The sequence below is a fragment of the Burkholderia sp. Z1 genome, from assembly GCF_014893795.1.
Lineage (GTDB): Bacteria > Pseudomonadota > Gammaproteobacteria > Burkholderiales > Burkholderiaceae > Burkholderia > Burkholderia theae.
On sequence record NZ_JACFYL010000002.1, the window covers coordinates 345636 to 372625 of the forward strand.

The following is a 26990-nucleotide window of genomic DNA, read 5'->3' on the forward strand; positions in this document are numbered from 1 at the left end:
ATGGCGAACGGCAACAAGAAGATCCTGCTCAACGCATTCAACATGAACTGCGTCGGGCACATCAATCACGGGCTGTGGACGCATCCGCGCGACCGCTCCGCGCACTACACCGATCTCGACTACTGGGCCGATCTCGCGAAGACGCTCGAACGCGGCAAGTTCGACGGGATCTTTCTCGCGGACATCGTCGGCGTGTACGACGTGTTCGGCGGCGGCCCCGATGCGGCGCTGCGCGAATCGGTGCAGGTGCCCGTCAACGATCCGCTGCTGCTCGTGCCCGCGATGGCGCAGGTCACGAAGCACCTCGGCTTCGGCGTGACCGCGAACCTGACCTACGAGCCGCCTTACCTGTTCGCGCGCCGCATGTCGACGCTCGATCACCTGACGAAGGGGCGCGTGGGCTGGAACATCGTCACCGGTTATCTCGACAGCGCCGCGCGCGGGATGGGCCTCGCGCAGCAGATCGGCCACGACGACCGCTACGAGCGCGCGGACGACTACATGGACGTCGTCTACAAGCTGTGGGAACAGAGCTGGGACGACGATGCGGTGATCCGCGACGCGCAAGCACGCGTGTTCGCGCAGCCGGGCAAGGTGCGCCGCGTGAAGCACGATGGGCCGTTCTATTCCATCGATGCGATCCACCTGAGCGAGCCGTCGCTGCAGCGCACGCCGGTGCTGTACCAGGCCGGTTCGTCCGCGCGCGGCGTCGAGTTCGCGGGCCGTCACGCGGAATGCGTGTTCGTGAACGGGCAGAGCAAGGCCGCCGCGCGCGCGGCGGCGCTCGACATCCGCGCGGCCGCCGCGCGACAGGGCCGCGATCCGGCATCGATCCGGATCTTCGCCGGCGTGAGCGTCGTGACGGCCGAGACCGAGCGGCTCGCGCGCGAGAAATTCGACGAATACCGGCGTTATGCGAGCCCGGAAGCCGGCCTCGCGCATTTCGCGAGCTCGACCGGCATCGACTTCGCGAAGTGCGGCCTCGACGAACCGATCTCGTATGTGAAGACCGATTCGATCCAGTCGGCCGTCGACGCGATTTCGCGCAAGAGCACGACCGGCACGTGGACCGTGCGCCGGATGCTCGAACAGATGTCGCTCGGCGGCCGTTATGCGCCGATCGTCGGCTCGCCGTCGCAGGTCGCGGACGAATTGCAGTCGTGGATCGACGAGACCGGCATCGACGGCTTCAACCTGACGCGCACCGTGATGCCCGAGTCGTTCGAGGATTTCGTCGACTGGGTCGTGCCCGAGTTGCAGAACCGCGGCGTCTACAAGGAAGACTACGATCCCGCACCGACGCTGCGCGAGAAGCTGTTCGGCGCCGGCGCGCACCTGCCGGCGTGGCACACGGGCGCGCGGCACCGGCCGGCCGCCGTATCCGAACCCGCGCATCCCGCGCATGCCTGAACGTGACGGAGCGAAGCGATGACGCAATTGTTCGATACGCTGGGTTTCATCGACGCATCGGCCGCGCGCGCCGGCGCCGCTGCAACGGCGCATGAAGCTGCCGCCGTGCCGGTCGGCGGAGCGGCCGTGTCGCTGGAGCAGGTCGGCAAGGTGTTCGCGACGCCGCGCGGCCACGCCGCCGCGCTGCGCGACGTGACGCTCGACGTGCGGCGCGGCGAGGTATTCGGGATCATCGGCCGCAGCGGAGCCGGGAAGTCGACGCTGCTGCGGCTCGTGAACGGGCTCGAACGGCCGAGCTCGGGCCGCGTGCGCGTGCAGGGCGTCGACGTCGGCGCGCTCGACGAGGATGGGCTCGTTGCGCTGCGGCGCCGCACCGGCATGGTGTTCCAGCATTTCAACCTGCTGTCGGCGAAGACGGTGTTCGAGAACGTCGCGCTGCCGCTGAAGATCGCCGGCGTGCCGAAAGCCGAGCGCGTGCGCAAGGTCGAGGCGCTGCTCGAACTCGTCGGGCTGGCCGCGAAGCGCGACGCGTATCCGGCGAGCCTGTCGGGCGGCCAGAAGCAGCGCGTCGGCATTGCCCGCGCGCTCGTGCACGATCCCGAGGTGCTGCTGTGCGACGAGGCGACGTCGGCGCTCGATCCCGAGACGACGCAGTCGATTCTCGCGCTGCTCGCCGACATCAACCGCCGCCTCGGGCTGACGATCGTGCTGATCACGCACGAGATGGAGGTGATCCGCGCGGTGTGCGACACGGTCGCGGTGATCGAACAGGGCGAAGTCGTCGAAACGGGCCCCGTGTGGCGCGTGTTCGGCGATCCGCGCCACGGCGCGACGCGCGCGCTGCTCAGCACGCTCGTGCACGACCTGCCGGCCGAACTGGCGGCGCGCGTGCAGCCGCTGCCCGAGCAGGCCGCGTTGCCCGACGGCGCGCAGGTCGTGCTCGACGTCCGTTATACGGGCGAGAGCGGTGGCGAGCCGGACGTCGGTGCGCTCGCGGCGGCGCTCGGCGGCTCGGTGCGGTTCCTGCACGGCGGGATCGAGCGCATCCAGGGGCATGCACAAGGGCGGCTCGTGATCGCGGCGTCGCCGCGCGCCGATGAAGCCGGCCAGTCGACGGCACGCGGCGGCCCGGTCGCCGCGCTGCTCGAACGGGCGCGCCGTCACGCGAATCACGCGGAGGTGCTCGGTTATGTTTGAGCTCTGGTGGCCCGAACTGCTCGACGCGATCCGCGACACGCTGTCGATGGTCGCCGCGTCGGCCGTCATCGCGGCGCTGATCGGCATCCCGCTCGCGGTGATCCTCGTGACGACCGCGCCCGGCGGCATCTACGCGCGGCGCGGCGTGAACGCGGTGCTCGGCGCGCTCGTCAACGTGTTCCGCTCGACGCCGTTCATCATCCTGCTCGTCGCGCTGCTGCCGTTCACGCGCGTGCTGATCGGCACGACGATCGGCGTATGGGCGGCCGTCGTGCCGCTGTCGATCGCCGCGATCCCGTTCTTCGCGCGGATCGCCGAAGTGAGCCTGCGCGAAGTCGATCGCGGGCTGATCGAGGCCGCGCTCGCGATGGGCGCGAAGCGCCGCCACATCGTGTGGCACGTGTTGCTGCCGGAGGCGCTGCCCGGCATGCTTGGCGGCTTCACGATCACCGTCGTCGCGCTGATCGGCTCGACCGCGATGGCGGGCGCCGTCGGCGCGGGCGGGCTCGGCGATCTCGCGATCCGCTACGGCTACCAGCGTTTCGACACTACCGTCATGGCGACCGTGATCGTGATCCTGATCGCGCTCGTCTCGGCCGTGCAAATCACGGGCGACCGCCTGGTCCGACATGTGACCCGGCGCACCTGAGCCGTGCCACAAGCACGCGCTCGTTTCATTCATGAACCTGAGAGAACCCTACCCATGACCTTGCCCCTCGGCGCGCCGCGCGAATGGAACGGACAATTCGAGGAAGCGCTGTTTCTCGACGTGGCGCGACGCCATCGTCCCGGTTTCCCCGACAAACTGGCCACGCCGCCGCGCGAGCCGCGCGACGCGGACGAACTGGCCGCCATCGCCGACTACTACACGAAGATGGCGTCGCATGACCTGTTCATCGTGCAGGTCGTCGCGAAGGCGATCGACACGCTGTTCCGCGACGATCCGCATTTCCAGCTGATCCTGTCGCGCCAGCTCGGCGACGACGGCGCGCACGCGGTGATCGGACGAGAGCGCGTGACCGAACTGACCGGGCGCGATCCGCTGCCGGAGGTCGACCGGCTCGTCGCCGCGCACTGGGCGCGCATCGGCGACATCGCGGTGCGCGACGTCGCGGGTTTTCTTGCGTTCGAATGGCATTACGAGCTGCACATCCTCGCGAAGCTGTGGATCCAGCGCAAGACCGGCCGCATCGGCGACGGCGCGATGCGCGAACACGGCGAGAACCGGATCCGGCCGGACGAGGAGTGGCATCGCGTGCAGATCGTCCAGTGGTGGTTCGAGCGGCTCGCGACGCTGCCGGCCGCCGAACGCGATGCGCTGATCGATCGCGTGATCGCGGCCGACGAGGAAACGCAGGCGCGGCTCGACGGTTATCTGCACGACGAGTACGCGCACACCGCGCACGTGTTCGGCGCGGACATCGCCGAATATCGTGCGATCTATGACGACTGGCGGCGCGAGATCCTGTCGCGGCTGACCGGCCGCAAGCTTGGCGCGCTGGTGCCGCTGTCGGGCGAGGCGGTTGTGCGGGAAGCCGCACCGCAGGAAGCCGTCGCATGAACGATCCGCGCGGCCCGGCGACCCTCGCGCCGGATACCGATGTGCCTGCCTTCGACCGCGACGCGCTGGCGCGCGCGATCGATGCGCTGCGGGCGACCGCCGCCGCACGCGACCGCGCGGGCGGTCACGCGGCGCAGGAGAAACAGTGGCTCGCCGATGCAGGCCTGCTGACGCTCGCGGTGCCGCGCGCGTTCGGCGGGCAGGAAGCCGCGTGGCCGGCGATCTACGACGCGATCCGGCAGATCGCGCGTGTCGACAGTGCGCTCGCGCATCTCGTCGGGTTCCAGTGCCTGCAGGTGGTGAGCGTCGACGTGTGGGGCAGCGCCGCGCAGCGCGAACGCTTTCTGCGCGGCACCGTCGAGCAACGCTGGTGGTGGGGCAATGCGGTCAATCCGCTCGACACGCGGCTCGTGGCTGCCGCGACGCCGGATGGCGGCTACCGGCTCGACGGCGTGAAGGGCTTCTGTTCGGGCACGCGCGGCTCGCAGCGGATGACGGTGTCCGCGCACGATCCGGAAACCGGCCGCACCGTGTTCGGCGTGGTGCCGACCGACCGCCAGGGGATCACGGTCAACGACGACTGGGACCCGATCGGCCAGCGCCAGACCGACAGCGGCAGCGTGCGCTTCGACGGCGTGACGCTCGCGCCGGACGAGGTGCTGCACCGTTCCGAGTCGCCGCCGACGCCGCGCGCGACGCTGCGTACGCTCGTGTCGCAGCTCGTGCTGACGAACCTGTTCGTCGGGCTCGCGGAAGGCGCGCTGGCCGACGCGCGGGATTACGTGCTCAAGCATGGCCGCCCGTGGATTCACTCGGACGCCGCGCAGGCGGCCGACGATCCGTACACGCTGCAGCGCTTCGGCGACATGCGCGTGCGGGCCGTTGCCGCGGCGGCGCTGGCCGATCGCGCGGCCGGCGCGTTGCAGCACGCGTGGTTGCGCCGCGATGCGCTGACGGCGGACGAGCGCGCCGAGGCGGCGCTGGCGGTATCGGACGCGAAGATCGTCGCGCAGCGCGCGGCGCTCGACAACGGCGAGGCGCTGTTCGATGCATGCGGCGCACGCGCGACGGCCGCGTCGCTCGGCCTCGACCGCTTCTGGCGGAACGCGCGCACGCATACGCTGCACGATCCGCTCGACTACCGGCTGCGCGACGTGGGCCGGTTCGCGCTGACGGGGGAATTGCCGCAGGCGTCGCTCTATACGTAAGTGAGTGCGCGCTGCGTCACTGATCGCCGGGAGGCTGGCCTTCCGGCGGCATCGCCGTGGGCGCGGGCTGGCCGGCCAGCGGCGAGCTGCCTTCCGTTCCCGCGCGCCGGTACGACACCAGTTCGTTCGTATAGCGCGCGGTCCGCACGCCGTTCGTGTCGTAGTACTCCTCGACCGACTTCACCCAGCGTCCGACCGCCGGCACGTACCAGAACGCCTTGTAGGTCTTGCCGGTCTGTTCCATGGTGCTGTTGTTGTGGCTTTGCATCAGGATCGTCGAACCGTTCAAGTTGCGGGACACGCCGGACGTGATCGACTGCCCCGGCGCGCCCTGTGCCTTCCACGTGCCTTCGGCCTCGATCTTGATCGCATCGAACTTGCCGCCCTGCACCGTGATCGTGTCGGAGCCGACGACCTTGTAGTGCGTGTCGTACGCTTCCGACGCATGCTGCGGATTCGGGTGCGACTCGGTGTAAGCGAGCGCCCAGGTCTTGCCGACCGTCAGCGGAAACGCGAACGGGCGGTTCACCACGGTTTCCGTGCCGTTGACGCTGCGCGCACGGCTCCAGTCCGCATCGACGATCAATTCACGGGGCGCCTGCGTCGCGCCGCTTTGCCGGGTTTCGATGTAGATGTGTCCGGGTGTCGTGCGCTGCACGGAAATCTCGTCGCGCGTCTGGCGCCAGCCGTTCGGGCCGATTTCGACGGTGTTGATGTAGGTCCAGGTATCGCCGGGCTTCAGCGCCGGGGCCGCGATCGATTGGGCGAGCGCGACGCCGGGCAGCGCGACACAGAGTGACAACGCGGCAAGAGTTTTCTTTTTCATGGTGGTTGTGGGTGGCCAACGGTCTCGCCGGCGAGCTTATCAAGCGCACCTTTCAACTGGCATGACATGTGCGGAGCCGTTGCCGCCGCATTCCGCCGAACCGGTGCATGGGTGACGGCGTGAAGCGCTGCCGCACGACCACGCATGCTGGACGCTCAAAATGATATGTTATATCGTTGCGATACAATATATCATCTGATCCTCAACGTCCTCTACCGGAATCGCCCGATGAGCACCGCACTCCATCCGTCCACGCGGCTCCCCGTAACCGTCCTGTCCGGCTTCCTCGGCGCCGGCAAGACGACGCTGCTCAACCACATCCTCAACAATCGCGAGGGCCGGCGCGTCGCGGTCATCGTCAACGACATGTCCGAGGTCAACATCGATGCCGCGCTCGTCCGCGACGGCGGCGCGGGGTTGTCGCGCACCGACGAGAAGCTGGTCGAGATGAGCAACGGCTGCATCTGCTGCACGCTGCGCGAGGATCTGCTGATCGAGGTCGACCGGCTCGCGCGCGAAGGGCGCTTCGACCAGCTCGTGATCGAATCGACCGGCATCTCCGAGCCGCTGCCGGTGGCCGAGACGTTCACGTTCGAAGGCGAGGACGGCCGCAGTCTCGGCGAAGTCGCGCGGCTCGACACGATGGTGACGGTGGTCGACGCGTTCAACTTCCTGCGCGACTACGCGTCGCGCGACAGCCTGCAGTCGCGCGGCGAATCGATGGGCGACGAGGATGCGCGCACGGTCGTCGATCTGCTGATCGACCAGATCGAGTTCTGCGACGTGATCGTGATCAACAAGATCGACCTGATCGACGGTGGCGCGCGCGAGCGGCTGGTCGCGCTGCTGCGCGGGCTGAACCCGCGTGCGCGGATCGAGATCGCCGAATTCGGCAAGGTGCCGCTCGAACGCGTGCTCGACACGGGCTTGTTCGACTTCGACGCGGCCTCGCGTGCGCCGGGCTGGCTGCAGGAGATGCGCGGCACGCACACGCCGGAGACCGACGAATACGGAATCCGCAGCTTCGTCTACCGCGCGCGGCGGCCTTTTCATCCGCGGCGATTCTTCGATCTCGTCGAAAGCGAATGGCCGGGCGTCGTCCGCTCGAAGGGGTTCTTCTGGCTGGCCACCCATCCGACCGTCGCCGGTTCGTGGTCGCAGGCCGGCGCGGTCGCGCGGCACGGGCCGGCCGGACACTGGTGGGCGGCCGTGCCGCCCGAGCGCTGGCCGCAGGACCCGGAAGCCGTCGCGCAGATCCGCGCGCGCTGGGACGAGCACGTCGGCGACGCGCGCCAGGAACTCGTGCTGATCGGCATGGACATGGACGAGGCCGCGCTGCGCGCGCGCTTCGACGCGTGCCTGCTGACCGATACCGAAATGGCCACCGGCCCCGAACACTGGACCACGTGGGACAACCCGTTTCACGACTGGCCCTGACCTGAACGCGCTTCCTGCATCGATCCGGATGGAGAAGGCGCTCCACCGGATCTCGAGCATGAATGCAGCCCTTCCCGATATTTCCCTGACCGATGCCGCACCGGGCCGCCGCCCGCTCGAGTGGGTCGGCATGCAGGGCATCGACCTGCCCGTTGCCGTCGCCGAGCCAGGCTGCCGGCGCGACGTGCATGCGCGCGCCGACGTGCAGGTCGATTTGCCCGCGCCGCATGTGAAGGGCATCCACATGTCGCGGCTGTACGGGCTGCTCGACGCGCTCGGCGACGGCGCGGCGCTGTCGCCGGCCGGTTTGCGGCGCATGCTGCGCGCGATGGTCGACAGCCATCGCGACTGCGCGTCGCGCAGCGCACGGGTGCGGCTGCGTTTCGACCTGCTGGCCCGCCGCGCGGCGCTCGTCACCGACGGGCTGGCCGGCTGGAAGTCCTATCCGGTTCGGGTCGACGCGGTGCTGACCGGCGACGCGTTCGAACTGCGCGCGCAGGTGACGGTCGCTTATTCGTCGACGTGCCCGTGTTCGGCCGCACTGTCGCGGCACTGGGTCGAGCAGGCGTTCCTGGCGGCGTTCGGCGGCGAGGATCGCGTGGCGCCGGCCGCGGTCGCTGCGTGGTTGCAGCGGCATGCGACGGCAGCCACGCCGCACAGCCAGCGCAGCGAAGCGGTCGTGAGCGTGGCGTTGCCCGTCGACGCCGCGACGCTGGGGCTGATCGACCTGATCGATCGCGTCGAGCATGCGCTCGGCACGCCGGTGCAGACGGCCGTCAAGCGCGCGGACGAACAGGCGTTCGCGGTGCTGAACGGCGGGAACCTGATGTTCGTCGAGGATGCCGCGCGCCGTGTCCAGGCCGCGCTGGACGGCCGCCATCCGAACCCGCGCGTCCGCGTGCGCCATCTGGAAAGCCTGCATCCGCACGATGCGGTGGCCTGGGCCGCACCGGTTCGCGAAGGCGTCGACGCATGCTGATCCGCAAGCTGTTCCGCTTCGAGAATGCGCACGTCGTGCGTGGCTGCAGCACGCGGCGCTGCTCGCATTCGATCCACGGCCATTCGTACCGCGTCGAGCTGGTGCTCGAAGCGCATGCGCTGGACCACGGGCAGATGATCTACGACTTCGGGCTGCTCAAGGGCGACGTGCGCGACCTGATCGACGCGTTCGACCATGCGGTGACGCTCTGGTCCGGCGACGATCCGGGGTATCTCGACAGCATGCGCCGCCACTCGGAGCGCTGGGTGCTGCTGCCCGTTTCGCCGAGCGCCGAGCAGTTCTCGCGCGTGTTGTTTCGTCTCGTCGATGCGGTGCTGTCCCGCACGAACATGTCGAACGGCGAGGCCGACGTGCGGTTGCATTCGGTCATCGTGCACGAGACCGAGACCGGCTACGCGCAGTGTTTTCGCGACGATGCATTCAATCCGCGCATGGGCCGCATCGACCTGGATGACATCGTGTTCGCGCCGGCCGTCGCCGCGCAGTGGCGCGATCCGGGCCTATTCGAACGGCTCAAGCGCGCCCCTCTCCTTTCTCAGCAGGAATCCTCATGATCAGAAAGAACCCGCGCGGCGACCTGCCGCAGATTCACCCGAGCGCGTTCGTCGATCCGACCGCCATCCTGTGCGGGCTCGTGATCGTCGAGGAGAACGTGTTCATCGGCCCGTACGCGGTGATCCGCGCCGACGAAACAGACGCGGACGGCCGGATCGCGCCCATCGTGATCGGCGCGCATTCGAACATCCAGGACGGCGTGGTGATTCATTCGAAGTCGGGCGCGAGCGTCACCATCGGCCGGCATACGTCGATCGCGCATCGCGCGATCGTCCACGGGCCGTGCCAGGTCGGCGACGGCGTGTTCGTCGGGTTCAACAGCGTGCTGTTCAACTGCACCATCGACGACGGCTGCGTGGTGCGCTACAACGCGGTCGTCGACGGCTGCCACCTGCCGCCGGGTTTCTACGTGCGCTCGACCGAACGCATCGGGCCGGAAACCGATCTTGCCGCGTTGCCGCAGGTGACGGCCGACGCGAGCGACTTCTCCGAGGACGTCGCGCGCACGAACAACGCGCTGGTGCTGGGTTACAAGCACATCCAGAACGAGTTCTGAGTCATGGGCGAACACATTCGACCTGAACGGAGCGACGGGCCGAAGCGCCGCCACGTCGACCTGCTCGTGCACGGCGGCACGGTGATGACGCCCAACGGCGCCGAGCGGATCGACGTCGCGTGCGCGGATGGCCGCGTCGTCGCGCTGGGCGCGTTGCACGGCACGTGGAGCGCCGACGTGCTGCTCGATGCCGGCGGGCTGCATGTGCTGCCGGGCGTCGTCGACAGTCAGGTGCATTTCCGCGAACCGGGCCTGACGCACAAGGAAACCATCGAGGCCGGTACGCGCGGCGCGGTGCTCGGTGGCGTCACGACGATCTTCGAGATGCCCAATACGCATCCGCTGACGCTGGGCGAGCAGGATCTGCAGGCGAAGCTGGATCTCGCGCGCGGCCGTGCGTGGTGCGATTACGCGTTCTACATCGGCGGCTCGGCCGCGAACGCCGAGCGGTTGCCGGTGCTTGAACGCCTGCCGGGCTGCGCGGGCGTGAAGGTCTTCATGGGCAGTTCGTTCGGCGATCTGCTGGCCGACGACGAAACCGTGTTGCGCCGGATCCTGCGCAACGGGCGGCGGCGCATGGCCGTGCATGCGGAGGACGAGGCGCGGCTGCGCGAACGCAGGGCGCTCGTGGACGCGAGCGGCGACGTGCGCGACCATCCGCACTGGCGCGACGTGCAAAGCGCGTTGGCCGCGACGCGGCGCATCGTCGGGCTGGCCGCCGAGACGGGGCGCCGGCTGCATGTGCTGCATGTGTCCACCGCGGACGAAATGGCATGGCTCGCGCGGCACCGGCGGCGCGTGACGGTCGAGGTCACGCCGCATCACCTGAGCCTGCACGCGCCCGATTGCTACGAGCGGCTCGGCACGTTCGCGCAGATGAACCCGCCGGTGCGCGAGCGGCAGCATCGCGATGCACTGTGGCAGGCCGTCCGCGACGGCGTGGTCGACGTGATCGGCAGCGATCACGCGCCGCATACGCGTGACGAAAAGCGCCGGCCCTATCCACAGTCGCCGAGCGGCATGACCGGCGTGCAGACGCTGCTGCCGCTGATGCTCGATCACGTGCATGCGGGCCGCCTGAGCCTCGAACGGCTGGTCGACCTGACCAGCGCCGGGCCGGCGCGCATCTTCGGCATCGAAGGGAAAGGGCGCATCGCGATCGGCTACGACGCCGACTTCAGCATCGTCGACCTGCACGCGCGGCGGATCATCCGCGACGAATGGATCGCCAGCGTGAGCGGCTGGACACCTTACGACGGCTGCGCGGTCACCGGCTGGCCCGTGCACACGGTCGTGCGCGGGCAGGTCGCCGTGCGCGACGGCGCGTTGAGCGGACAGCCGGCCGGGCAGCCTGTCACGTTTCTGGATGCCTAGATCGGCAGGCGCACCGTCTGCTTGATGCGCTTCAGCGGAATCTCGGTTTCGACGTTGCGTACGCCTTCGATCTGCGTGAGCGTTTCCATCTGGAAGCGCTGATAGTCGTCGAGATCGCGCGCGATGACGCGCAGCAGGTAATCGTAGCTGCCGGCCATCAGGTGGCATTCGAGGACTTCGGGCGCCTGCTCGATTTCGCGCGCGAAGCGCTCGACCGTCTTCTTGTCCTGGCGCTCCAGCGTGACGCGCACGAACGCCGTGAACCTCAGGTCGACGGCGGCGGGGTTCAGCAGCGCGACATACGCGTCGATCACGCCCTGCTCTTCTAGCAGGTGAACGCGGCGCAGGCAGGGCGTGGCCGAGAGCCCGGCCTGTTGCGCGAGTTCGGCGTTCGTCTGGTTCGAATTCTGCTGCAGCGCACGCAGAATGCGCCGGTCGATCGCGTCCAGTTTGGTTGGCATTTTTCACTACCATTGATGCAGATGCTAGAGAATAGCGCCAAATCCGGCGTTTCAAATAGCCAAATACGCATCCAATCTCCACTGCAACGCGCCGATAATCTGACGACCGGCACGGCCTGTGCGACACGCGCGATGCCCGTTCCGGCCATCCCCTTCAGGAGATCTCCGATGCTGCACGTATCCTGGCTGCCGTTCATCGCCACGTCCCTTCTGATCATCGTCACGCCGGGCCAGGACATGGTGCTCGTGATGTCGCGCACGCTGTCCGGTGGCACACGCGCGGGCCTCGTGACCGCGGCGGGCGTCAGCGTCGGGCTGCTCGTGCACACGATGCTCGCGACGCTCGGGCTGGGCGCGCTTCTTCAGGCATCCGAATGGTTGTTCACTGCGTTGAAGGTGGTCGGCGCGCTGTACCTGCTGTATCTCGGCATCACGCTGCTGCGCTCGTCGGGCGAGCTGACGCTCGCGAGCAGCCGCGGCGCGCCGACATCGCGGCTGCGCACGTTCGCGCAAGGCGCGCTGTCCAACATGTCGAATCCGAAGGTCGCGCTGTTCTACCTGGCGTTCCTGCCGCAGTTCGTTCCCGCGGGCGCCGCGCATCCGATGCTGTCGCTGTTCGTGCTGGGTGCGACGTTCGCCGGCCTGACGTTTCTCGTCAAGGGGCCGGTCGCGTTGTTCGCCGGCTTGCTGTCGGCGTCGATCCGCCGCAACCCGCGCATCCTGACGCGCATGCATCGCGTCAGCGGCGTGGTCCTGCTGGGGCTCGGTGTGAAGCTGGCGCTCGAGCGCCGCTGATCGACGTTACCTCGTACGCGTGCCGCCGGCGCGATGGCGCCGACAGCATGCGTTACTGCACCGGCAATGCGTCCGCCAGTGCGCGCATCGCATCGACCGTCTCCGGATTCGCCGGAAAGAATGCCTCGATCGCGAGTTCCGACAGCGTCACGTCGACCGGCGTGCCGAACACTGTCGTCGTGCTGAAGAACGTCAGCTCGCCGGCCGCCGTGCGCAGCCGCAGCGGCACGGCGATATCCGCGAAGTCGGCGCGTGCCGGCGGGTCGTCGGGCTGCCCGGCCGGCGCCGGATACGCGGCCAGTTCGTCGCGCAGCGCATGCAGCGTGCGGTCGCCGCTTGCATCGATCTGCCGCTGCAGCCGATGCAGGATGTGCGCGCGCCATTCATGCCAGTTGATGATTTGCGACGCGAGGCCGTCCGGGTGCAGGCTCAGGCGCAGCACGTTGACGGGCGGCTGCAGCAGCGACGGATTGGCCTGCGCGACCAGCGCGCCGAGCATCCGGTTCGCGGCGAGCAGCGTCCAGTGGCGGTCCACGGCGAGCGCCGGGTAGGGCTCGTGGCCGCGCAGCACGGCTTCGACCGCATGGCGCGCGGCATCCAGTTGCGGATCCGAGAACGGCCGCTCGCGAAACAGCGGCGCGAAGCCAGCCGCGACGAGCAGCGCATTGCGTTCGCGCAGCGGCACGTCGAGACGCTCCGCGAGATGCAGCACCATGTCGCGGCTCGGCTGCGCACGACCCGATTCGACGAAGCTCAGGTGGCGCGCGGACACTTCCGCGTCGAGCGCGAGCGCCATCTGGCTCAGGCGCCGGCGTTGCCGCCACGTGCGCAGCAGCGGGCCGATGCCGGATGCGCGGCTGGCGGACGGGGAGGGCGAATGGAGGGCGGCGGTCGGGTTCATGACCCAGATGATAGGCAATCCCGCGCGCGTTGGGCATTACCTGCGAGGTAAGCATCGCGCCGTTCCCCGGGCGCGTCCCGGCGCTGCGTTACCATAGCCTCCGTGCCAACTGAGAGACGACGCCGGACCCGCGATTGAAAACGCATGGGCCGGTGCCGTGCATATTGACGACAAGGCATTTCAGGGGAATCCAACAATGAAAAAACATGCCGTCCGGCTCGCCTGCGTGGCGATGCTCGCACTCGCCGCGACCAGCGGCCACGCGCAGACCGAAGCTGCGCAGGTGGAAATGAGGGCCGCCGCCGCGGCCGCCAACGGGGCCGTCGTGAACGGCCCGACCGACATCGACGTGAAACACGAAGCCGTGCTGAAGCTGAAGGCCGGCGAGTCGTTCGTGCCGGCCGCCGAAGCCGGTCGTTACCTGCGTTCGATGGGCAACTCGGTCGACGAATCGAAGCTGGTCGGCCTCGTGCTGCCCGACGATCCCGATGCCGACTGGATCTCGGTCGTGTCGTTCGAGCCGAGCGGTTATATCCGCGACGACGACGCGAAGGACTGGAAGCCCGACGAGTTGCTGAAGAACCTGCAGGCCGGCACCGAGGAAGACAACCCGGGGCGCAAGGAGCGCGGCCTGCCCGAAACCGAGGTGGTCGGCTGGGCGAAGGCGCCCGCCTACGACGCGGCCACGCACCGGCTCGTGTGGTCCGCGATCATCCGCGACAAGGGCGCGCCCGCAAACGCCGAGAACGACGGCGTGAACTACCGGACGCTCGTGCTCGGCCGCGACGGCTACCTGTCGCTGACGATGGCGTCGACGCTGGCCGACCTGCCGAAGTACAAGGCGTCGGCCGACGACCTGCTGTCGAACATCAGCTTCAACGACGGCAAGCGCTACGCCGATTTCAACAAGTCGACCGACCACGTCGCCGAGTACGGCCTCGCGGCGCTGATCGTCGGCGTCGGCGCGAAGAAGCTCGGGCTGCTCGCGCTGATCGGCGCATTCGCGGTGAAGTTCTTCAAGATCGGCGCGGTGGCGCTGCTGGCCGGCGGCGCGGCGCTGAAGCGCTTCTTCGGGCGCAAGCCGAAGGCGGCCGCGGTGCCGGTCGTCGCCGACGCATCCGACGTCACTGGCACGGAGCGCAAGGAATGACGAAGCTGTTGCTGCTGATCTTCGGCGGCCTCAAGCTCGGCAAGGTGCTCGTGTCGGCGGGCACCATGCTGGCGTCGATCGCGGTCTACGCGCTGTTCTACGGCTGGCGGTTCGCGGCCGGTTTCGTCGCGCTGCTGCTGGTGCACGAAGCCGGCCACTACCTGGCCGCGCAGCGGCGCGGGCTCGACGTCGGGCTGCCGACGTTCATCCCGTTCGTCGGCGCGTGGATCCAGCTGAAGGAGATGCCGCACGACGCGGAAACCGAGGCGTATGTCGGGCTCGCCGGCCCGTTCGTCGGCACGCTCGGCGCGCTGGCCTGCTACGCGGCCGCGCGCCACTACGACAGCAACCTGTTGCTCGCGCTGTCGTACACGGGTTTCTTCCTGAACTTGTTCAATATGATTCCGCTGTCGCCGTTCGACGGCGGGCGGATCACCGCGGTGCTGTCGCCGCGCATCTGGTTCGCGGGCGTGCCCGTGCTGATCGCGCTGTTCGTGTATCGCCCGAGCCCGCTGCTGATCGTGATGGCGATCCTCGCGCTGCCGCAGTTGAAGCGCGCGTGGCGCTACGATCCCGACGCGCCGGAGAACCGCGTGTACTACGCGACGTCGATCGAAACGAAGACGACCTATGCACTTTGCTACGTCGGCCTGCTCGCGTTCCTCGCGCTGATGACGTCCGGCGTGCACGACATGCTGCGCGTCGCGCATTCCTCGATCTGATGCAAGAACGGCGGCCGCTGTTACGCGGCCGCCGTCGTATTCCTGCCTGTTTCGCCGACGCTCAGGCGTCGCGATGTCGCAGCTCGACGCGCTTGATGTCCTTCACGATCACGAGATAGCTGAACACGGTGACGAGCGCGTTCAGCCCGACGAACACCAGCGCGCCGTTGAACGAGCCGCTCGCGCCGACGAGGTAGCCGATCGCGATCGGTGCGACGATGCCGGCCGTGTTGCCGAACATGTTGAACAGGCTGCCCGACAGGCCGATCGCTTCTTTCGGCGCGGTGTCCGCGACCACGGCCCAGCCGAGCGACCCGATCCCCTTGCCGAAGAACGACACGGCCATCAGCACGATCACGAGCGCTTCGCTGTCGACGTAATTGCAGCCGATGATGACCATCGACAGCGCCATCCCGCCGACGATCGGAATCTTGCGCGCGAGCGTCAGCGACACGCCGCGGCGGATTAACCCGTCCGACAGCATCCCGCCGAGCACGCCGCCGAGGAACCCGCAGATCGCGGGCAGCGACGTCATGAAGCCGGCCTTCAGCAACGACATCCCGCGCGCCTGTACGAGATAGATCGGGAACCACGTGAGGAAGAAGTACGTGAGCACGTTCACGCAGTACTGGCCGAGGTACACGCCGATCAGCATCCGGTTCGACAGCAGCTGGCGCACGTAGTACCAGCCGGCGACCCGGCTGCTTTCGGACGCTGCGCCCGCACCGCGTGCACCGGCCGGCCTGGCCGTCGAACGCACGAGGCCGCCGCCTTGCTCGATATGGTCGAGTTCCGCACGGTTCACGGCCGGATGGTCGGCCGGATCCTTCATCACGCGCAGCCACAGGAACGCGAGCGCGATGCCCGCGAGACCGAGCCACAGGTACACCTGGTGCCAGCCGTACGCATGCGTGAGCCATGCCATCAGCGGCGAGAACACCACGGCCGCGAAATACTGCGCGGCGTTGAAGATCGCCGACGCGGTGCCGCGCTCGGCGGTCGGGAACCAGCTCGCGACGACTTTCGCATTGGCCGGGAACGCGGGTGCCTCGGCGATGCCGACCGCGAAGCGCATCGCGAACAGCGCGGCGACCGCGAACGCGGCGCTGCCGCCGAGGCCGATCGTGCTCTGCATCAACGTGAACGCCGACCACAGGAAGATGCTCGCCGCATACACGCGCCGCGCGCCGAAGCGGTCGAGCAGCCAGCCGCTCGGCAGTTGCGCGAGCACATACGCCCAGCTGAACGCCGAGAAGATGTAGCCCATCGTCACCGGATCGATGCCGAACGCCTTGCGGATCGGCGTGCCGGTGATCGACAGCGTCGCGCGGTCCGCATAGTTCAGCGTCGTGACGACGAACAGCATCGCCAGGATCCAGTAGCGCACGGCGGTCCGGCGCGCGGTGCGCGCGAGATCGATCGGAAGATCGCGAGGGGTGGTCTGATTAGGCACTTTAATGTACGTCGTCGTATGACATGGGCCGAAGTTTATGGGCAATGCCCGGATGCAGAAACCTCGGGTTTTCCCTTTGAATGGTGACAGGAAGCGGTCTCAATTCCGTGATAAGGTCCGGTAAACAAGGATGTCCGGCACGTGGCCGGAGGTCCGGCAGGTAGTACGACTAGTGAAATGATGTCGGCAGACATCGTATCTGTTGGGCTACAATGAACAACCCATTCCCGAATCACGGAGCACACCCCATGCAACTGACAGGAGAGATGCTGATCGGCGCCGACGCGGTGGCCGGCTCGGCCGGATCCTTGCGCGCGTTCGACCCGACGAAGGGCGCACCGATCGATGCGCCGGCGTTCGGCGTCGCGACGCAGGCCGACGTCGAACGCGCGTGCGAACTCGCACGCGACGCGTTCGATGCGTACCGCGCGCAGCCGCTTGCGGCTCGCGCGGCGTTTCTCGACGCGATCGCGGACGAGATCGTCGCGCTCGGCGACGCGCTGATCGAGCGTGCGCACGCCGAAACGGGCCTGCCCGTCGCGCGGCTGCAGGGCGAGCGTGGCCGTACCGTCGGCCAGCTCCGGCTGTTTGCGCGCGTCGTGCGTGACGGGCGCTTCCTCGCCGCGTCGATTGACCCCGCGCAGCCTGCACGCACACCGCTGCCGCGTGCGGACCTGCGGTTGCAGAAGGTCGGGCTCGGGCCCGTCGTCGTGTTCGGCGCAAGCAATTTCCCGCTCGCGTTCTCGGTGGCCGGCGGCGATACCGCGTCGGCACTTGCGGCCGGCTGCCCGGTGATCGTGAAGGCGCACGAGGCGCACCTCGGCACGTCCGAGCTGGTCGGCCGCGCGATCCGCGCCGCCGCGGCGAAATGCGGGATGCCGGCCGGCGTGTTCTCGCTGCTGGTCGGCCCCGGCCGCGTGATCGGCGCGGCGCTGGTCAGCCATCCGGCGGTCCAGGCCGTCGGCTTCACGGGTTCGCGGCAGGGCGGCATGGCGCTCGTGCAGCTTGCGAACGCGCGCCCGCAGCCGATTCCCGTCTACGCGGAAATGAGCAGCATCAACCCGGTCGTGCTGTTCCCGGCCGCACTCGCCGCGCGCGGCGACGCGATCGCGACGGGCTTCGTCGATTCGCTGACGCTCGGCGTCGGCCAGTTCTGTACGAACCCCGGCCTCGTGCTCGCGATCGACGGCCCGGATCTCGACCGCTTCGAAACCGTCGCCGCACAGGCGCTCGCGAAGAAGCCGGCCGGCGTGATGCTCACGCGCGGTATCGCCGATGCGTACCGCAACGGCCGCGGCAAGCTGGCCGAGCTGCCGGGCGTGCGCGAAATCGGCGCGGGCGAGGCCGCGCAAACCGAATGCCAGGCGGGCGGTGCGCTGTACGAAGTCGGCGCGCAGGCGTTCCTGGCCGAGCCGGCGTTCAGCCACGAGGTGTTCGGGCCGGCGTCGCTGATCGTGCGCTGCCGCGATCTCGACGAAGTCGCGCGCGTGCTCGATGCGCTCGAAGGCCAGCTGACGGCTACGCTGCAGATGGATGCCGACGACAAGCCGCTCGCGCGCCGGCTGCTGCCGATCCTCGAACGCAAGGCCGGGCGCCTGCTCGTCAACGGTTACCCGACCGGCGTCGAGGTCTGCGATGCGATGGTGCACGGCGGCCCGTTCCCGGCGACGTCGAACCCGGCCGTCACGTCAGTCGGCGCGACGGCGATCGACCGTTTCCTGCGGCCCGTGTGCTACCAGGACTTCCCGGACGACCTGCTGCCCGAAGGGCTGCAGGAAAGCAATCCGCTCGCGATTCCGAGGCTGCGCGACGGGAAGGGCGAGTAACGGGCAACGGCCCGGCGGCGAACGCCGGGCCGCTTGTCGAATATGCGAAAGCGGAGACGGCCGGCTGGCCGCCTCCGCTTTTTTCATGGTGCCTTCCACGTCCCCCGAATTTCTCCTACAGTAGCGAAGCCCCGGACCGCGCGGTCCGCGGGCGAACCTGAGAGACCGACAAAAGACAACGAGGGAACCCTCCAATGAACATCAACAAGCGTGGCGATCACCTGTTCGCGGCCGGATTGTGGAAAGCGATCGGCGACGTCGCGAAATCCGTCCGCACCCAGATCGGCGAATACAGCGAAGGGCGCGTGCTCGCGAATGCATTGCTCGAGTTTCAGCACGACCTGGGCGGCAGCGAATTCGACGTGACGATCAACCAGGGGCGGCTCGTCACGGGCGCCGATGCGCATTCGCTCATGTTCGGGCAAGCCGTCCGACGCTTCCGGCAGGACATGGAGGCGCTGGTATTCGCGCTCCAGTACCGGCGCAGCATCGACGAACGCGACCCGAGCCTGCGCACCGAAGCGCTGATGCAGGCGAACAGCCAGCTCGCGACCGCGAAGCAGTCGGCGACGATCACGGTCGGCCGGTTCTTCGATGCGGTCGTCGACCGCGACGTGCTCGGGCAGATCCTCGACGGCGAATCGAATACGCGTGTCCGTACGGGTGCGCAGGGCCAGATCGAGGCGACGCGGGTCAAGCTGGGGAACGTGCGCTACCGGATCGTCGGGATCATCGCGCAGATGTGACGGCGACGGCATGCCTCGCGGCGGATGCGTGCGTCGGGGCGGAAAGGAAAGGAAACATACGGTCGCGGCAGGCGGGAGCCGGCCGCAACGCAACACTGTGGGCCACGGCGCCGATGCAGGCGCCGAGCCGGCCGCGCCTGCTTACTGCGGGCCCATCTTCTTGATCAGCACGTCGAGCTCGGCCGCTTCGGCTTCGGTGAGGTCGACGAGCGGCGCGCGCACCGGGCCCGCGTCATGGCCGACAAGCTTCGCGCCGGCCTTCACGATGCTGACCGCATAACCCGCGCGGCGATTGCGGATCTTCAAGTACGGCAGGAAGAAATCGTCGATCAGGCGGCCGACCGTCGCGTGGTCGTCCTTCGCGATCGCTTCGTAGAAATCCATCGCCGTCTTCGGGATGAAGTTGAACACGGCCGACGAGTACACCGGCACGCCGAGCGCCTTGTACGCGGCGGCATAGACTTCGGCCGTCGGCAGGCCGCCGAGGTACGCGAACCGGTCGCCGAGGCGGCGGCGGATCGTGACCATGCTCTCGATTTCGCCGACGCCGTCCTTGAAGCCGATCAGGTTCGGGCAACGGTCGGCGAGGCGCTCGAGCATGTCGGCGTTCAGCTTCGAATTCGCGCGGTTGTACACCACGACGCCGATCTTCAGCGCGCGGCACACCTGCTCGACGTGATCGGCGATCCCTTCCTGGCTCGCTTCGGTCAGGTAGTGCGGCATCAGCAGCACGCCGCTCGCGCCGAGGCGTTCGGCTTCCTGCGCATATTCGATCGCGACGCGCGTCGCGCCGCCGGCGCCGGCCAGGATCGGCACCTTGCCCTTGCAGGTTTCCGTCGCGACGCGGATCACGTCCGAATACTCGCGCTGCGTGAGCGAGAAGAATTCACCGGTGCCGCCGGCCGCGAACAGCGCGCTCGCGCCATACGGCGCCAGCCATTCCAGGCGCTCGGCATAGGTGGTCGGGCGGAAGCTGCCGTCGACGTCGAAATCCGTCAGCGGAAACGACAGCAGGCCGTGGGAGATGATCTGTTTGAGTTCTTGCGGTGAAGTCATGGTTGGGGTCGTCCGTCTAGCGCGAGTGCTGGGTTCGTCGGGAACGGCATACGTGCCACATTGGCGATGTCGTTGTATGTCATCGTACAACGAGGGGAAAGGTGACGCAAGCGGTTTGCTGGCCGTTCGATAGTAGGGTCTTTCCGGATAAGGGTTTACGCAGCATCGCCGGCTAACGTTGAATGTCGTATGATGACTAACGATATGGACGATAGCTTCCAGGAATTGTGATGACTGCTTCCCCTCTCTACATCCGCGTGCACCCGGACGACAACGTCGCGATCGTCGTCAACGACGGCGGCCTGCCCGAGGGCGCGACGTTCGCCGACGGGCTGACGCTGTGCGAAGGCGTGCCGCAGGGGCACAAGGTCGCGCTTGCCGACCTCGCGGCCGGCGACCCGATCGTCCGCTACAACGTGGTGATCGGCTATGCGCTGACCGACCTGCGGCGCGGCAGCTGGGTCAACGAACGCACGATGCGCATGCCCGAACCGCCGGGGCTCGACGACCTGCCGCTCGCGACGCGTGCCGCGCCGCCGCTGCCGCCGCTCGAAGGTTATACGTTCGAGGGCTTCCGCAATGCCGACGGCTCGGTCGGCACGCGCAACATCCTCGCGATCACGACGACCGTGCAGTGCGTGTCGGGCGTCGTCGAGCATGCCGTGAAGCGGATCAAGGCCGAGCTGCTGCCGCGCTACCCGAACGTCGACGACGTGGTCGGGCTCGAGCACACGTACGGCTGCGGCGTCGCGATCGATGCGCCCGACGCCGACATCCCGATCCGCACGCTGCGCAACATCAGCCTGAATCCGAACTTCGGCGGCGAGGTGATGACCGTGAGTCTCGGCTGCGAGAAGCTGCAGCCCGAGCGCCTGCTGCCGCCCGGCTCGATTCCGGTCGCCGCCGACGGCGCGACCGACAACGGTGGCGTCGTGTGCCTGCAGGACGCCGCGCACGTCGGCTTCAACTCGATGATCGACTCGATCATGACGATGGCCGAAGCGCATCTCGAGCGGCTGAACCGCCGCCGCCGCGAAACGTGCCCCGCGTCGGATCTCGTCGTCGGCGTGCAGTGCGGCGGCAGCGACGCGTTCTCGGGGCTCACCGCGAACCCGGCCGTCGGCTTCGCGGCCGACCTGCTCGTGCGTGCGGGCGCAACGATCATGTTCTCCGAGGTGACCGAAGTGCGCGACGGCGTCGCGCAGCTCACGTCGCGCGCGGCGAACGAGGAGGTTGCACGCGAGATCATTCGCGAGATGGACTGGTACGACCGCTACCTGCAGCGCGGCCGCGTCGACCGCAGCGCGAACACGACACCCGGCAACAAGAAGGGCGGCCTGTCGAACATCGTCGAGAAGGCGATGGGTTCGATCGTGAAGTCGGGCAGCGCGCCAATCGCTGGCGTCGTGCGTCCCGGCGATCGCGCGCGGCAGAAGGGGCTGCTGTACGCGGCGACGCCCGCGAGCGACTTCATCTGCGGCACGCTGCAGCTCGCGGCGGGGATGAACCTGCACGTGTTCACGACCGGCCGCGGTACGCCGTACGGCCTCGCGCAGGTGCCGGTGATCAAGGTCGCGACGCGCAGCGATCTCGCGCGCCGCTGGCACGACCTGATGGATCTCGACGCCGGGCAGATCGCGACCGGCGCGGCCACGATCGAGGACACGGGCTGGGAACTGTTCCGGCTGATGCTCGACGTCGCGAGCGGCAAGCGCCGCACGTGGGCCGAGCAATGGAAGCTCGCGAATGCGCTGACGTTGTTCAATCCGGCGCCGGTGACCTGACGCGTGCGGTCGCGACGGCATGCGATGCGGGCGCCCGAGGGCGCCCGTTTTCTTTGCGGCTGCGGAAGGTGGCATCGGCGCAGTTGCGCGTCGTCCGGCAGATCGAACGGCTGGCGTGCGTACTCGACGCGGCCGGCGCGATTTCCTTACCTCGTACGTAATCGACCGCCCACCCGAGGCCGGCGACGATAGCGGCACGCGGACCCGAAACATCCGCGACATCGTCCCCTCATCGATACAAGGAGCCTCGCATGAACACCGCCCAATCCGTCCCGTCCGTTCACACCGACCTGATCGACCGCTACTTCGACGCATGGAACGAACCCGACGTCGCACGCCGCCGCGCGCTGATCGATGCGACCTACGCGAGCGACGCGGCCTATCGCGATCCGCTGATGGCCGGCGACGGCCATGCGGGCATCGACACGATGATCGCGGCCGTGCAGGAGCGATTCCCGGCATTCCGCTTCCGCCGCACGACCGACGTCGATGCGTTCGGCCAGCACCTGCGGTTCTCGTGGGCACTCGTGTCCCCCGACGGCGCGGCGATCGTGAAGGGCTCGGACTTCGGCACCGTCGACGCGTCGGGCCGCCTGAAGTCGGTCACGGGTTTCATCGACGAGATGCCGGCCGCGGCGTCGTGACCCGAGCGAAGGATGCACAACGGCCACCGGGATCAGGTAACGTTACGCGGTTTGTTCCTGATCCCGGAGACCACCCGACATGCTGAAAAATCTCGACCCGCTGCTGCACGCCGACATCCTGCACACGCTGCGCGCGATGGGCCACGGTGACGAAATCGCGATCTGCGACGCGAATTTCCCGGCGGAATCCGTCGCGGAGCACACGGTGGTCGGCCGCGCGCTGCGGATCGACGGCGCCGATTCGGCGCGCGTCGCGCGTGCGGTGCTGTCGGTGCTGCCGCTCGATACGTTCGTCGACACGCCTGCCTGGCGGATGGAAGTCGTCGGCGATGCGGCCGCGGTGCCGCCCGTGCAGCGCGAGGTGCAGGCCGAGATCGACCGCGCGGAAGGGCGTGCGGTGCCGCTCACCGGCATCGAGCGTTTCGCGTTCTATGAGCGCGCGCAGCAGGCGTACGCGGTGATCGTCACCGGCGAGCTGCGCGGCTACGGCTGTTTCATCTTCAAGAAGGGCGTGCTGTTGAGCGACGCGGGCTAAGCGTATTTTCCGTGCCGCCGCCCGCGGGCTGCGTGGTCGCCGCCGTGTAAAGATTTGCTACAACCTTTTTCTTGGGCACGGCCGAAAGACCCTCTATGCTGACCGATTTGCCGCGGGCCCCGCAGAGCCGTGCGGCCCCGAGCCGCCCGGGCGCGCCCCGTGCGGCCGGCTGAATTGCATACGAGGAGAGAGGCATGACGCGTTCCGTCGATTCCGGCGTCATTTTTTTCGCACGCCTGGCGCTGGCGGCGTTGTTCTTGTGGGGCGGCGTGATGAAGCTGCTCGGCTACAGCGATTTCGTCGGTTACCTGCACGGGCTGAACGTGCCGTATCCGCAGGTCATCGGGCCGATCGTCGTCGCGATCGAAGGGCTCGGCGGCCTGCTGCTGATCGTCGGCTACAAGGTGAAGCCGCTCGCGCTGCTGATGGCGTTCTATACGGTCGCGACCGCGATGGTCGGGCACAATTTCTGGGACGCAACCGACGCCGCGGTCCAGCACGACATGGTGATCCACTTCTGGAAGAACATCGCGATCGCCGGCGGTTTCCTGCTGCTGTTCGTCACCGGCGCCGGCGGCGCGAGCATCGACGGCCTGCGCCGGCCGAGTTCGTCATACGGCGGCCTGCGCTGATCGCACGCACGCCGTTGCGCTGAAGCAAAAAGAAAGGGCCGAATCCCGCGGGATTCGGCCCTTTGTTCATGGAACGGGCGCGGCGCGCGCCGGCGTTCAGTGCGTGCCCTTCACGTCCTTCGCATCCTTCGCGAACTGCACGGCGATCGCGCCGAGCACGCAGATTACCGCGACGTACACGACCGGTGCGAGCGGATTCGATTTCATCATCAGCGACACGATCACCGGCGTGAGGCCGCCGAAGATCGCATACGCGACGTTGTACGAGAACGAGATGCCCGAGAAGCGCACGACGGCCGGGAAGCTCTTGACCATCACGAACGGCACCGCGCCGATCGTGCCGACCATGAAGCCTGCGATCCCGTAGTAGAGCGGCAGCGTCGACGCGTCGGCCGCGACCTGCACGAACAGCAGGTAGTAGCACGCGGCCAGCCCGATGCCGCCGATGCCGAGCACGCGCTTCGCGCCGATCCAGCCCGCGAGCGAACCGGCGGTGATGCAGCCGGCCGTCAGGCACAGCGTCGCGACGCTGTTCGCGAACAGCGTGGTCGCGGGCGTCAGGTGGAACTGCTTCTGCAGCAGCGCGGGCGTCATCAGGATCACGACGACGATCGCGGCCGACAGCATCCACGTGAGCAGCATCGACACGATCACCGCGCGGCCGTGGTCGCGCAGCACGGCCTTCAGCGGAATCTCGGCCGCGAGCGCCTTCTTCGCCTTCATCTCGGCGAACACCGGCGTTTCATGCAGCCAGCGGCGCAGGTACACCGAAAACAGCCCGAACAGGCCGCCGAGCAGGAACGGGATGCGCCATGCGAACGCACCGACTTCGGCGGCCGAGTAGCGGCTGTTGATGCCCGCTGCGACGAGCGAGCCGAGCAGGATGCCGGCCGTGAGGCCCGCGGTCAGCGTGCCGCACGCATAACCGATGTGGCGCGACGGCACATGCTCGGACACGAACACCCACGCGCCCGGCACTTCGCCGCCGACCGCCGCGCCCTGCAGCACGCGGAACAGCAGCAGCAACACCGGCGCGAGGATGCCGATCGAGTCGTAGGTCGGCAGCAGGCCCATCAACAGCGTCGGCACGGACATCATCAGCACGCTCAGCGTGAACATCCGCTTGCGACCGAACAGGTCGCCGAAGTGCGCCATGATCACGCCGCCGAGCGGGCGCGCGAGATAGCCGGCCGCGAAGATGCCGAACGTCTGCAACTGGCGCAGCCAGTCGGGAATGTCGTGCGGGAAGAACAGCTGTCCTATCGCCGGCGCGAAGAACACGAAGATGATGAAGTCGTAGAACTCGAGGGCGCCGCCGAGTGCGGCAAGGCCAAGGGTTTTATAGTCGCCGCGCGTGAGCGCGCGTTCGGCGGCGCGAGGCACGCCGCTCAATTCGGAAGCTTGCATGGTCAGGACGATCGGTTTTCGAATGTTGTTGTCGGTGCTGCGTCTCCAGGGCCCGCTATCGGCATGGACTGACAAGGCGCGGCTTGCATCGTCGAAGCGTGTCGGGTGCCGGATGGAGCACGAAACACGCACCGCCGCACCGGGATGGGGCGCGGCGGAGACGAAGCGTCAAAGCGGGTGGGAGGATTCTACAGGAGCGCGAAATGCGCGAGCGCGGGTGCGCGCCGAGAAACGCTTCGGACCATGAAGCTGAAGCGCGCGCGGCGCGGGCGGCCGGTAAGCCGCTTGCGCGCCGCGCGGAGCAGGGTCTCGTGTACGAGTCGGATCAGTTGCCGGCGATCGTATCGACCGGCTTGAACGCGCCGTGCTCGACCTTGTAGATCGTCACCGGTGCATCCTTCAGGTCGCCCTTCGTGTCGTATGCGATGCTGGGGGCCGACACGCCCTTGATCGACACCTTGCCGAGATACGGCGTATAGACCTTCGGGTCGGTCGAGTTCGCGTCCTTCATCGCGGTGAGCAGCGCGATCGTGCCGTCATACGAGTACGGCGAGTACGTGATCACGTCTTCGTTGAAGCGCGCCTTGTAGCGTGCCGCGTAGCCGGCGAAGCCCGGCATCTTTTCCTTCGGCAGCCCGCCCATGTAGACGATCGCGCCTTCGGCCGCTTCGCCGCCGACCTTCAGGAACGTCGGCGAGCGCGACATCTCGCCCGTCACGAATGCCGACTTCATCCCGAGCTGGCGCATCTTGCGGATCATCGGCGACGATTGCGCGTCGCCGCCGCCGTAGAAGATCGCGTCCGGATTGACGCCCTTCAGGTTGGTCAGGATCGCGGAGAAGTCGAGCGCCTTGTCGTTCGTGAAGTCGCGCTTGACGATCGTGCCGCCCGCTGCCTCGACAGCCTTCGCGAATTCATCGGCGATGCCCTGGCCGTAGGCCGTGCGGTCGTCGATGATCGCGATGCGCTTGAAGCGCAGCGTCTTCACCGCGTACGTGCCGACGATGCGGCCCGCTTGCGCGTCGCTCGTCAGGAGCCGGTAAGTCGTCTTGTAGCCGCGCGCCGTGTATTGCGGCGACGTCGCCATCGAGATCTGCGGCAGCCCCGCGCGATCGTACAGGTCGGACGCCGGAATGCTGGTGCCCGAGTTGAAGTGGCCGATGACCCCGCGGACGTTGTCGTCGATCAGTCGCTGCGCGACGGTCGTGCCCGTGCGCGGGTCGGCCTGGTCGTCCTGCGAGTCGAGCTGGAACGTGACGGGCTTGCCGCCGATCGTCGGACGCGTCGCGTTGAAGTCGGCGATCGCGAGTTGCACGCCCTTCTGCATGTCCGTGCCGTAGTTCGATTGCGGGCCGGTCAGCGGTGCGGCGAAACCGATCTTGACGACGTCGGCGGCGATGGCGTGCGCGCCCGACAGTGCGCAGGCAGCGGCCAGCGCGACGTGCGATACCTTCAGCTTCACTTTCACTTCCCCTTGATGGCGTGGTTGGGCCGCCGCCGGCTTGCGGGCCGGCGCCGGTAAACCGGGCGAGACGGTTCGGTCGGCAGGCCGATGCGAAGGCCGTGCGTGCTCGCCGCGTGCAGCCCGGGCTGTGCCGGAATCGGCGTGCGCGCTGGCTGGTGCGGCGGGCCGTGCGCGCCGATTGCGGCAGCGGCGTGATGTCGTCTCGTCACCGTGAAGCGAAGTCTAGATAGCGAAAATGCGCGCGTCTTGCGCGTTCGGTGCGCGGCCGGCGACGATATCGGCATATCGT

Annotated in this window: 26 protein-coding genes; 19 read left to right on the top strand and 7 right to left on the bottom strand. The window is 68.0% G+C overall.

Annotated features, from left to right (window positions below):
* The 5 genes from H3H55_RS18695 to H3H55_RS18715 are packed head-to-tail and all read left to right on the top strand — an operon-like array spanning nt 1 to nt 5376.
* Complete coding sequence (locus H3H55_RS18695; protein WP_193099723.1) at nt 1–1410, top strand: LLM class flavin-dependent oxidoreductase; 1410 nt, start codon at nt 1–3, stop codon at nt 1408–1410.
* 18 nt (nt 1411–1428) lie between these two features.
* Nucleotides 1429–2607: a methionine ABC transporter ATP-binding protein gene (locus tag H3H55_RS18700; protein ID WP_193099724.1), complete on the top strand. Its 1179-nt coding sequence runs from the start codon at nt 1429–1431 to the stop codon at nt 2605–2607.
* Complete coding sequence (locus H3H55_RS18705) at nt 2600–3256, top strand: methionine ABC transporter permease (RefSeq protein ID WP_048023409.1); 657 nt, start codon at nt 2600–2602, stop codon at nt 3254–3256. The genes H3H55_RS18700 and H3H55_RS18705 overlap by 8 nt, the downstream gene beginning before the upstream one ends.
* Before the next feature lie 54 nt (nt 3257–3310).
* Complete coding sequence (locus H3H55_RS18710; protein WP_193099725.1) at nt 3311–4168, top strand: hypothetical protein; 858 nt, start codon at nt 3311–3313, stop codon at nt 4166–4168.
* Nucleotides 4165–5376: an acyl-CoA dehydrogenase family protein gene (locus H3H55_RS18715; RefSeq protein WP_193099726.1), complete on the top strand. Its 1212-nt coding sequence runs from the start codon at nt 4165–4167 to the stop codon at nt 5374–5376. Before H3H55_RS18710 ends, H3H55_RS18715 begins: the two co-directional genes overlap by 4 nt.
* A 16-nt stretch (nt 5377–5392) precedes the next feature.
* Here H3H55_RS18715 and H3H55_RS18720 read toward each other — a convergent pair whose 3' ends face one another.
* Nucleotides 5393–6202, bottom strand: coding sequence for a hypothetical protein (locus tag H3H55_RS18720; RefSeq protein ID WP_193099727.1), 810 nt, complete (start codon nt 6200–6202; stop codon nt 5393–5395).
* A 228-nt stretch (nt 6203–6430) separates the two neighbouring features.
* Here H3H55_RS18720 and zigA point away from each other — a divergent pair, with 228 nt between their 5' ends.
* Genes zigA through H3H55_RS18745 form a run of 5 tightly spaced genes read left to right on the top strand, consistent with a single transcriptional unit; the run spans nt 6431 to nt 11124 of the window.
* Entirely contained in the window at nt 6431–7639 is a 1209-nt protein-coding gene (gene zigA, locus H3H55_RS18725) for a zinc metallochaperone GTPase ZigA (protein WP_193099728.1), read from the top strand.
* A 58-nt stretch (nt 7640–7697) separates the two neighbouring features.
* Nucleotides 7698–8618 carry a GTP cyclohydrolase FolE2 gene (gene folE2 / locus H3H55_RS18730; RefSeq protein ID WP_193099729.1) on the top strand — a complete coding sequence of 307 codons (921 nt, stop codon included), beginning with the start codon at nt 7698–7700 and terminating at the stop codon, nt 8616–8618.
* Entirely contained in the window at nt 8612–9193 is a 582-nt protein-coding gene (locus H3H55_RS18735) for a 6-pyruvoyl trahydropterin synthase family protein (RefSeq protein ID WP_193099730.1), read from the top strand. Before folE2 ends, H3H55_RS18735 begins: the two co-directional genes overlap by 7 nt.
* The gene (locus tag H3H55_RS18740) at nt 9190–9750 is read left to right on the top strand and encodes a carbonate dehydratase (RefSeq protein WP_048245843.1); all 561 of its coding nucleotides are present in this window, start codon (nt 9190–9192) and stop codon (nt 9748–9750) included. The genes H3H55_RS18735 and H3H55_RS18740 overlap by 4 nt, the downstream gene beginning before the upstream one ends.
* A gap of 3 nt (nt 9751–9753) precedes the next feature.
* Entirely contained in the window at nt 9754–11124 is a 1371-nt protein-coding gene (locus H3H55_RS18745; RefSeq protein ID WP_193099731.1) for a dihydroorotase, read from the top strand.
* Here the strand turns inward: H3H55_RS18745 and H3H55_RS18750 are convergent.
* On the bottom strand, nt 11121–11585 hold the full coding sequence (locus H3H55_RS18750) for an Lrp/AsnC family transcriptional regulator (RefSeq protein ID WP_129515837.1): 465 nt from the start codon (nt 11583–11585) through the stop codon (nt 11121–11123). The genes H3H55_RS18745 and H3H55_RS18750 overlap by 4 nt on opposite strands.
* 168 nt (nt 11586–11753) lie before the next feature.
* Between H3H55_RS18750 and H3H55_RS18755 the strand changes: the two genes are divergently transcribed.
* Complete coding sequence (locus H3H55_RS18755; protein ID WP_193099732.1) at nt 11754–12380, top strand: LysE family translocator; 627 nt, start codon at nt 11754–11756, stop codon at nt 12378–12380.
* Nucleotides 12381–12432: 52 nt separating this feature from the next.
* On the opposite strand, the gene H3H55_RS18760 is transcribed toward H3H55_RS18755, so the two are convergent.
* Nucleotides 12433–13281 (bottom strand): helix-turn-helix domain-containing protein, encoded by an 849-nt coding sequence (locus H3H55_RS18760; RefSeq protein ID WP_193099733.1) that lies wholly within the window; start codon nt 13279–13281, stop codon nt 12433–12435.
* 196 nt (nt 13282–13477) lie between these two features.
* Between H3H55_RS18760 and H3H55_RS18765 the strand changes: the two genes are divergently transcribed.
* Both H3H55_RS18765 and H3H55_RS18770 read left to right on the top strand, forming a co-directional pair.
* Nucleotides 13478–14431, top strand: coding sequence for a DUF2167 domain-containing protein (locus tag H3H55_RS18765; RefSeq protein ID WP_193099734.1), 954 nt, complete (start codon nt 13478–13480; stop codon nt 14429–14431).
* Nucleotides 14428–15153: a site-2 protease family protein gene (locus tag H3H55_RS18770; RefSeq protein ID WP_193099735.1), complete on the top strand. Its 726-nt coding sequence runs from the start codon at nt 14428–14430 to the stop codon at nt 15151–15153. The genes H3H55_RS18765 and H3H55_RS18770 overlap by 4 nt, the downstream gene beginning before the upstream one ends.
* Nucleotides 15154–15214: 61 nt before the next feature.
* Here the strand turns inward: H3H55_RS18770 and H3H55_RS18775 are convergent, their stop codons facing one another.
* Entirely contained in the window at nt 15215–16606 is a 1392-nt protein-coding gene (locus H3H55_RS18775; protein ID WP_319022298.1) for an MFS transporter, read from the bottom strand.
* Between the two features lie 248 nt (nt 16607–16854).
* On the opposite strand from H3H55_RS18775, the gene H3H55_RS18780 reads away from it, so the two are divergent.
* Entirely contained in the window at nt 16855–18432 is a 1578-nt protein-coding gene (locus H3H55_RS18780; protein WP_193099736.1) for an aldehyde dehydrogenase (NADP(+)), read from the top strand.
* A gap of 194 nt (nt 18433–18626) precedes the next feature.
* On the top strand, nt 18627–19178 hold the full coding sequence (locus H3H55_RS18785) for a hypothetical protein (RefSeq protein ID WP_048245834.1): 552 nt from the start codon (nt 18627–18629) through the stop codon (nt 19176–19178).
* Nucleotides 19179–19319: 141 nt separating this feature from the next.
* On the opposite strand, the gene kdgD is transcribed toward H3H55_RS18785, so the two are convergent.
* Complete coding sequence (gene kdgD, locus H3H55_RS18790; RefSeq protein ID WP_193099737.1) at nt 19320–20234, bottom strand: 5-dehydro-4-deoxyglucarate dehydratase; 915 nt, start codon at nt 20232–20234, stop codon at nt 19320–19322.
* Between the two features lie 230 nt (nt 20235–20464).
* Between kdgD and garD the strand changes: the two genes are divergently transcribed.
* The 4 genes from garD (at nt 20465) to H3H55_RS18810 (ending at nt 23829) form a co-directional block, all read left to right on the top strand.
* Nucleotides 20465–22018 carry a galactarate dehydratase gene (gene garD, locus H3H55_RS18795; protein WP_193099738.1) on the top strand — a complete coding sequence of 518 codons (1554 nt, stop codon included), beginning with the start codon at nt 20465–20467 and terminating at the stop codon, nt 22016–22018.
* Nucleotides 22019–22269: 251 nt separating this feature from the next.
* Nucleotides 22270–22662: a nuclear transport factor 2 family protein gene (locus tag H3H55_RS18800; protein ID WP_048245830.1), complete on the top strand. Its 393-nt coding sequence runs from the start codon at nt 22270–22272 to the stop codon at nt 22660–22662.
* Between the two features lie 79 nt (nt 22663–22741).
* Nucleotides 22742–23197, top strand: a complete 456-nt coding sequence (locus tag H3H55_RS18805; RefSeq protein WP_193099739.1) for an RbsD/FucU family protein — start codon at nt 22742–22744, stop codon at nt 23195–23197.
* A gap of 194 nt (nt 23198–23391) precedes the next feature.
* The gene (locus tag H3H55_RS18810) at nt 23392–23829 is read left to right on the top strand and encodes a DoxX family protein (protein WP_048245828.1); all 438 of its coding nucleotides are present in this window, start codon (nt 23392–23394) and stop codon (nt 23827–23829) included.
* 96 nt (nt 23830–23925) lie between these two features.
* Here H3H55_RS18810 and H3H55_RS18815 read toward each other — a convergent pair whose 3' ends face one another.
* On the bottom strand, nt 23926–25236 hold the full coding sequence (locus H3H55_RS18815; RefSeq protein ID WP_193099740.1) for an MFS transporter: 1311 nt from the start codon (nt 25234–25236) through the stop codon (nt 23926–23928).
* Between the two features lie 325 nt (nt 25237–25561).
* A complete protein-coding gene (locus H3H55_RS18820) occupies nt 25562–26698 on the bottom strand; it encodes a branched-chain amino acid ABC transporter substrate-binding protein (protein ID WP_129515826.1) in 1137 nt (378 codons plus the stop codon).
* Between the last annotated feature and the right edge of the window lie 292 nt (nt 26699–26990).

Excerpts from the sequence above, each read along its gene's own strand:
- garD (WP_193099738.1), top strand. The coding sequence starts at position 20,465 with ATGACTGCTTCCCCTCTCTACATCCGCGTGCACCCGGACGACAACGTC.
- H3H55_RS18755 (WP_193099732.1), top strand. The coding sequence starts at position 11,754 with ATGCTGCACGTATCCTGGCTGCCGTTCATCGCCACGTCCCTTCTGATC.
- H3H55_RS18695 (WP_193099723.1), top strand. The coding sequence starts at position 1 with ATGGCGAACGGCAACAAGAAGATCCTGCTCAACGCATTCAACATGAAC.
- H3H55_RS18810 (WP_048245828.1), top strand. The coding sequence starts at position 23,392 with ATGACGCGTTCCGTCGATTCCGGCGTCATTTTTTTCGCACGCCTGGCG.
- H3H55_RS18710 (WP_193099725.1), top strand. The coding sequence starts at position 3,311 with ATGACCTTGCCCCTCGGCGCGCCGCGCGAATGGAACGGACAATTCGAG.
- H3H55_RS18760 (WP_193099733.1), bottom strand. The coding sequence starts at position 13,281 with ATGAACCCGACCGCCGCCCTCCATTCGCCCTCCCCGTCCGCCAGCCGC.
- H3H55_RS18735 (WP_193099730.1), top strand. The coding sequence starts at position 8,612 with ATGCTGATCCGCAAGCTGTTCCGCTTCGAGAATGCGCACGTCGTGCGT.
- H3H55_RS18745 (WP_193099731.1), top strand. The coding sequence starts at position 9,754 with ATGGGCGAACACATTCGACCTGAACGGAGCGACGGGCCGAAGCGCCGC.
- H3H55_RS18705 (WP_048023409.1), top strand. The coding sequence starts at position 2,600 with ATGTTTGAGCTCTGGTGGCCCGAACTGCTCGACGCGATCCGCGACACG.
- H3H55_RS18750 (WP_129515837.1), bottom strand. The coding sequence starts at position 11,585 with ATGCCAACCAAACTGGACGCGATCGACCGGCGCATTCTGCGTGCGCTG.
- H3H55_RS18715 (WP_193099726.1), top strand. The coding sequence starts at position 4,165 with ATGAACGATCCGCGCGGCCCGGCGACCCTCGCGCCGGATACCGATGTG.
- folE2 (WP_193099729.1), top strand. The coding sequence starts at position 7,698 with ATGAATGCAGCCCTTCCCGATATTTCCCTGACCGATGCCGCACCGGGC.
- H3H55_RS18805 (WP_193099739.1), top strand. The coding sequence starts at position 22,742 with ATGCTGAAAAATCTCGACCCGCTGCTGCACGCCGACATCCTGCACACG.
- H3H55_RS18770 (WP_193099735.1), top strand. The coding sequence starts at position 14,428 with ATGACGAAGCTGTTGCTGCTGATCTTCGGCGGCCTCAAGCTCGGCAAG.
- H3H55_RS18720 (WP_193099727.1), bottom strand. The coding sequence starts at position 6,202 with ATGAAAAAGAAAACTCTTGCCGCGTTGTCACTCTGTGTCGCGCTGCCC.
- H3H55_RS18740 (WP_048245843.1), top strand. The coding sequence starts at position 9,190 with ATGATCAGAAAGAACCCGCGCGGCGACCTGCCGCAGATTCACCCGAGC.
- kdgD (WP_193099737.1), bottom strand. The coding sequence starts at position 20,234 with ATGACTTCACCGCAAGAACTCAAACAGATCATCTCCCACGGCCTGCTG.
- H3H55_RS18800 (WP_048245830.1), top strand. The coding sequence starts at position 22,270 with ATGAACACCGCCCAATCCGTCCCGTCCGTTCACACCGACCTGATCGAC.
- H3H55_RS18785 (WP_048245834.1), top strand. The coding sequence starts at position 18,627 with ATGAACATCAACAAGCGTGGCGATCACCTGTTCGCGGCCGGATTGTGG.
- H3H55_RS18700 (WP_193099724.1), top strand. The coding sequence starts at position 1,429 with ATGACGCAATTGTTCGATACGCTGGGTTTCATCGACGCATCGGCCGCG.
- H3H55_RS18780 (WP_193099736.1), top strand. The coding sequence starts at position 16,855 with ATGCAACTGACAGGAGAGATGCTGATCGGCGCCGACGCGGTGGCCGGC.
- H3H55_RS18765 (WP_193099734.1), top strand. The coding sequence starts at position 13,478 with ATGAAAAAACATGCCGTCCGGCTCGCCTGCGTGGCGATGCTCGCACTC.
- H3H55_RS18815 (WP_193099740.1), bottom strand. The coding sequence starts at position 25,236 with ATGCAAGCTTCCGAATTGAGCGGCGTGCCTCGCGCCGCCGAACGCGCG.
- zigA (WP_193099728.1), top strand. The coding sequence starts at position 6,431 with ATGAGCACCGCACTCCATCCGTCCACGCGGCTCCCCGTAACCGTCCTG.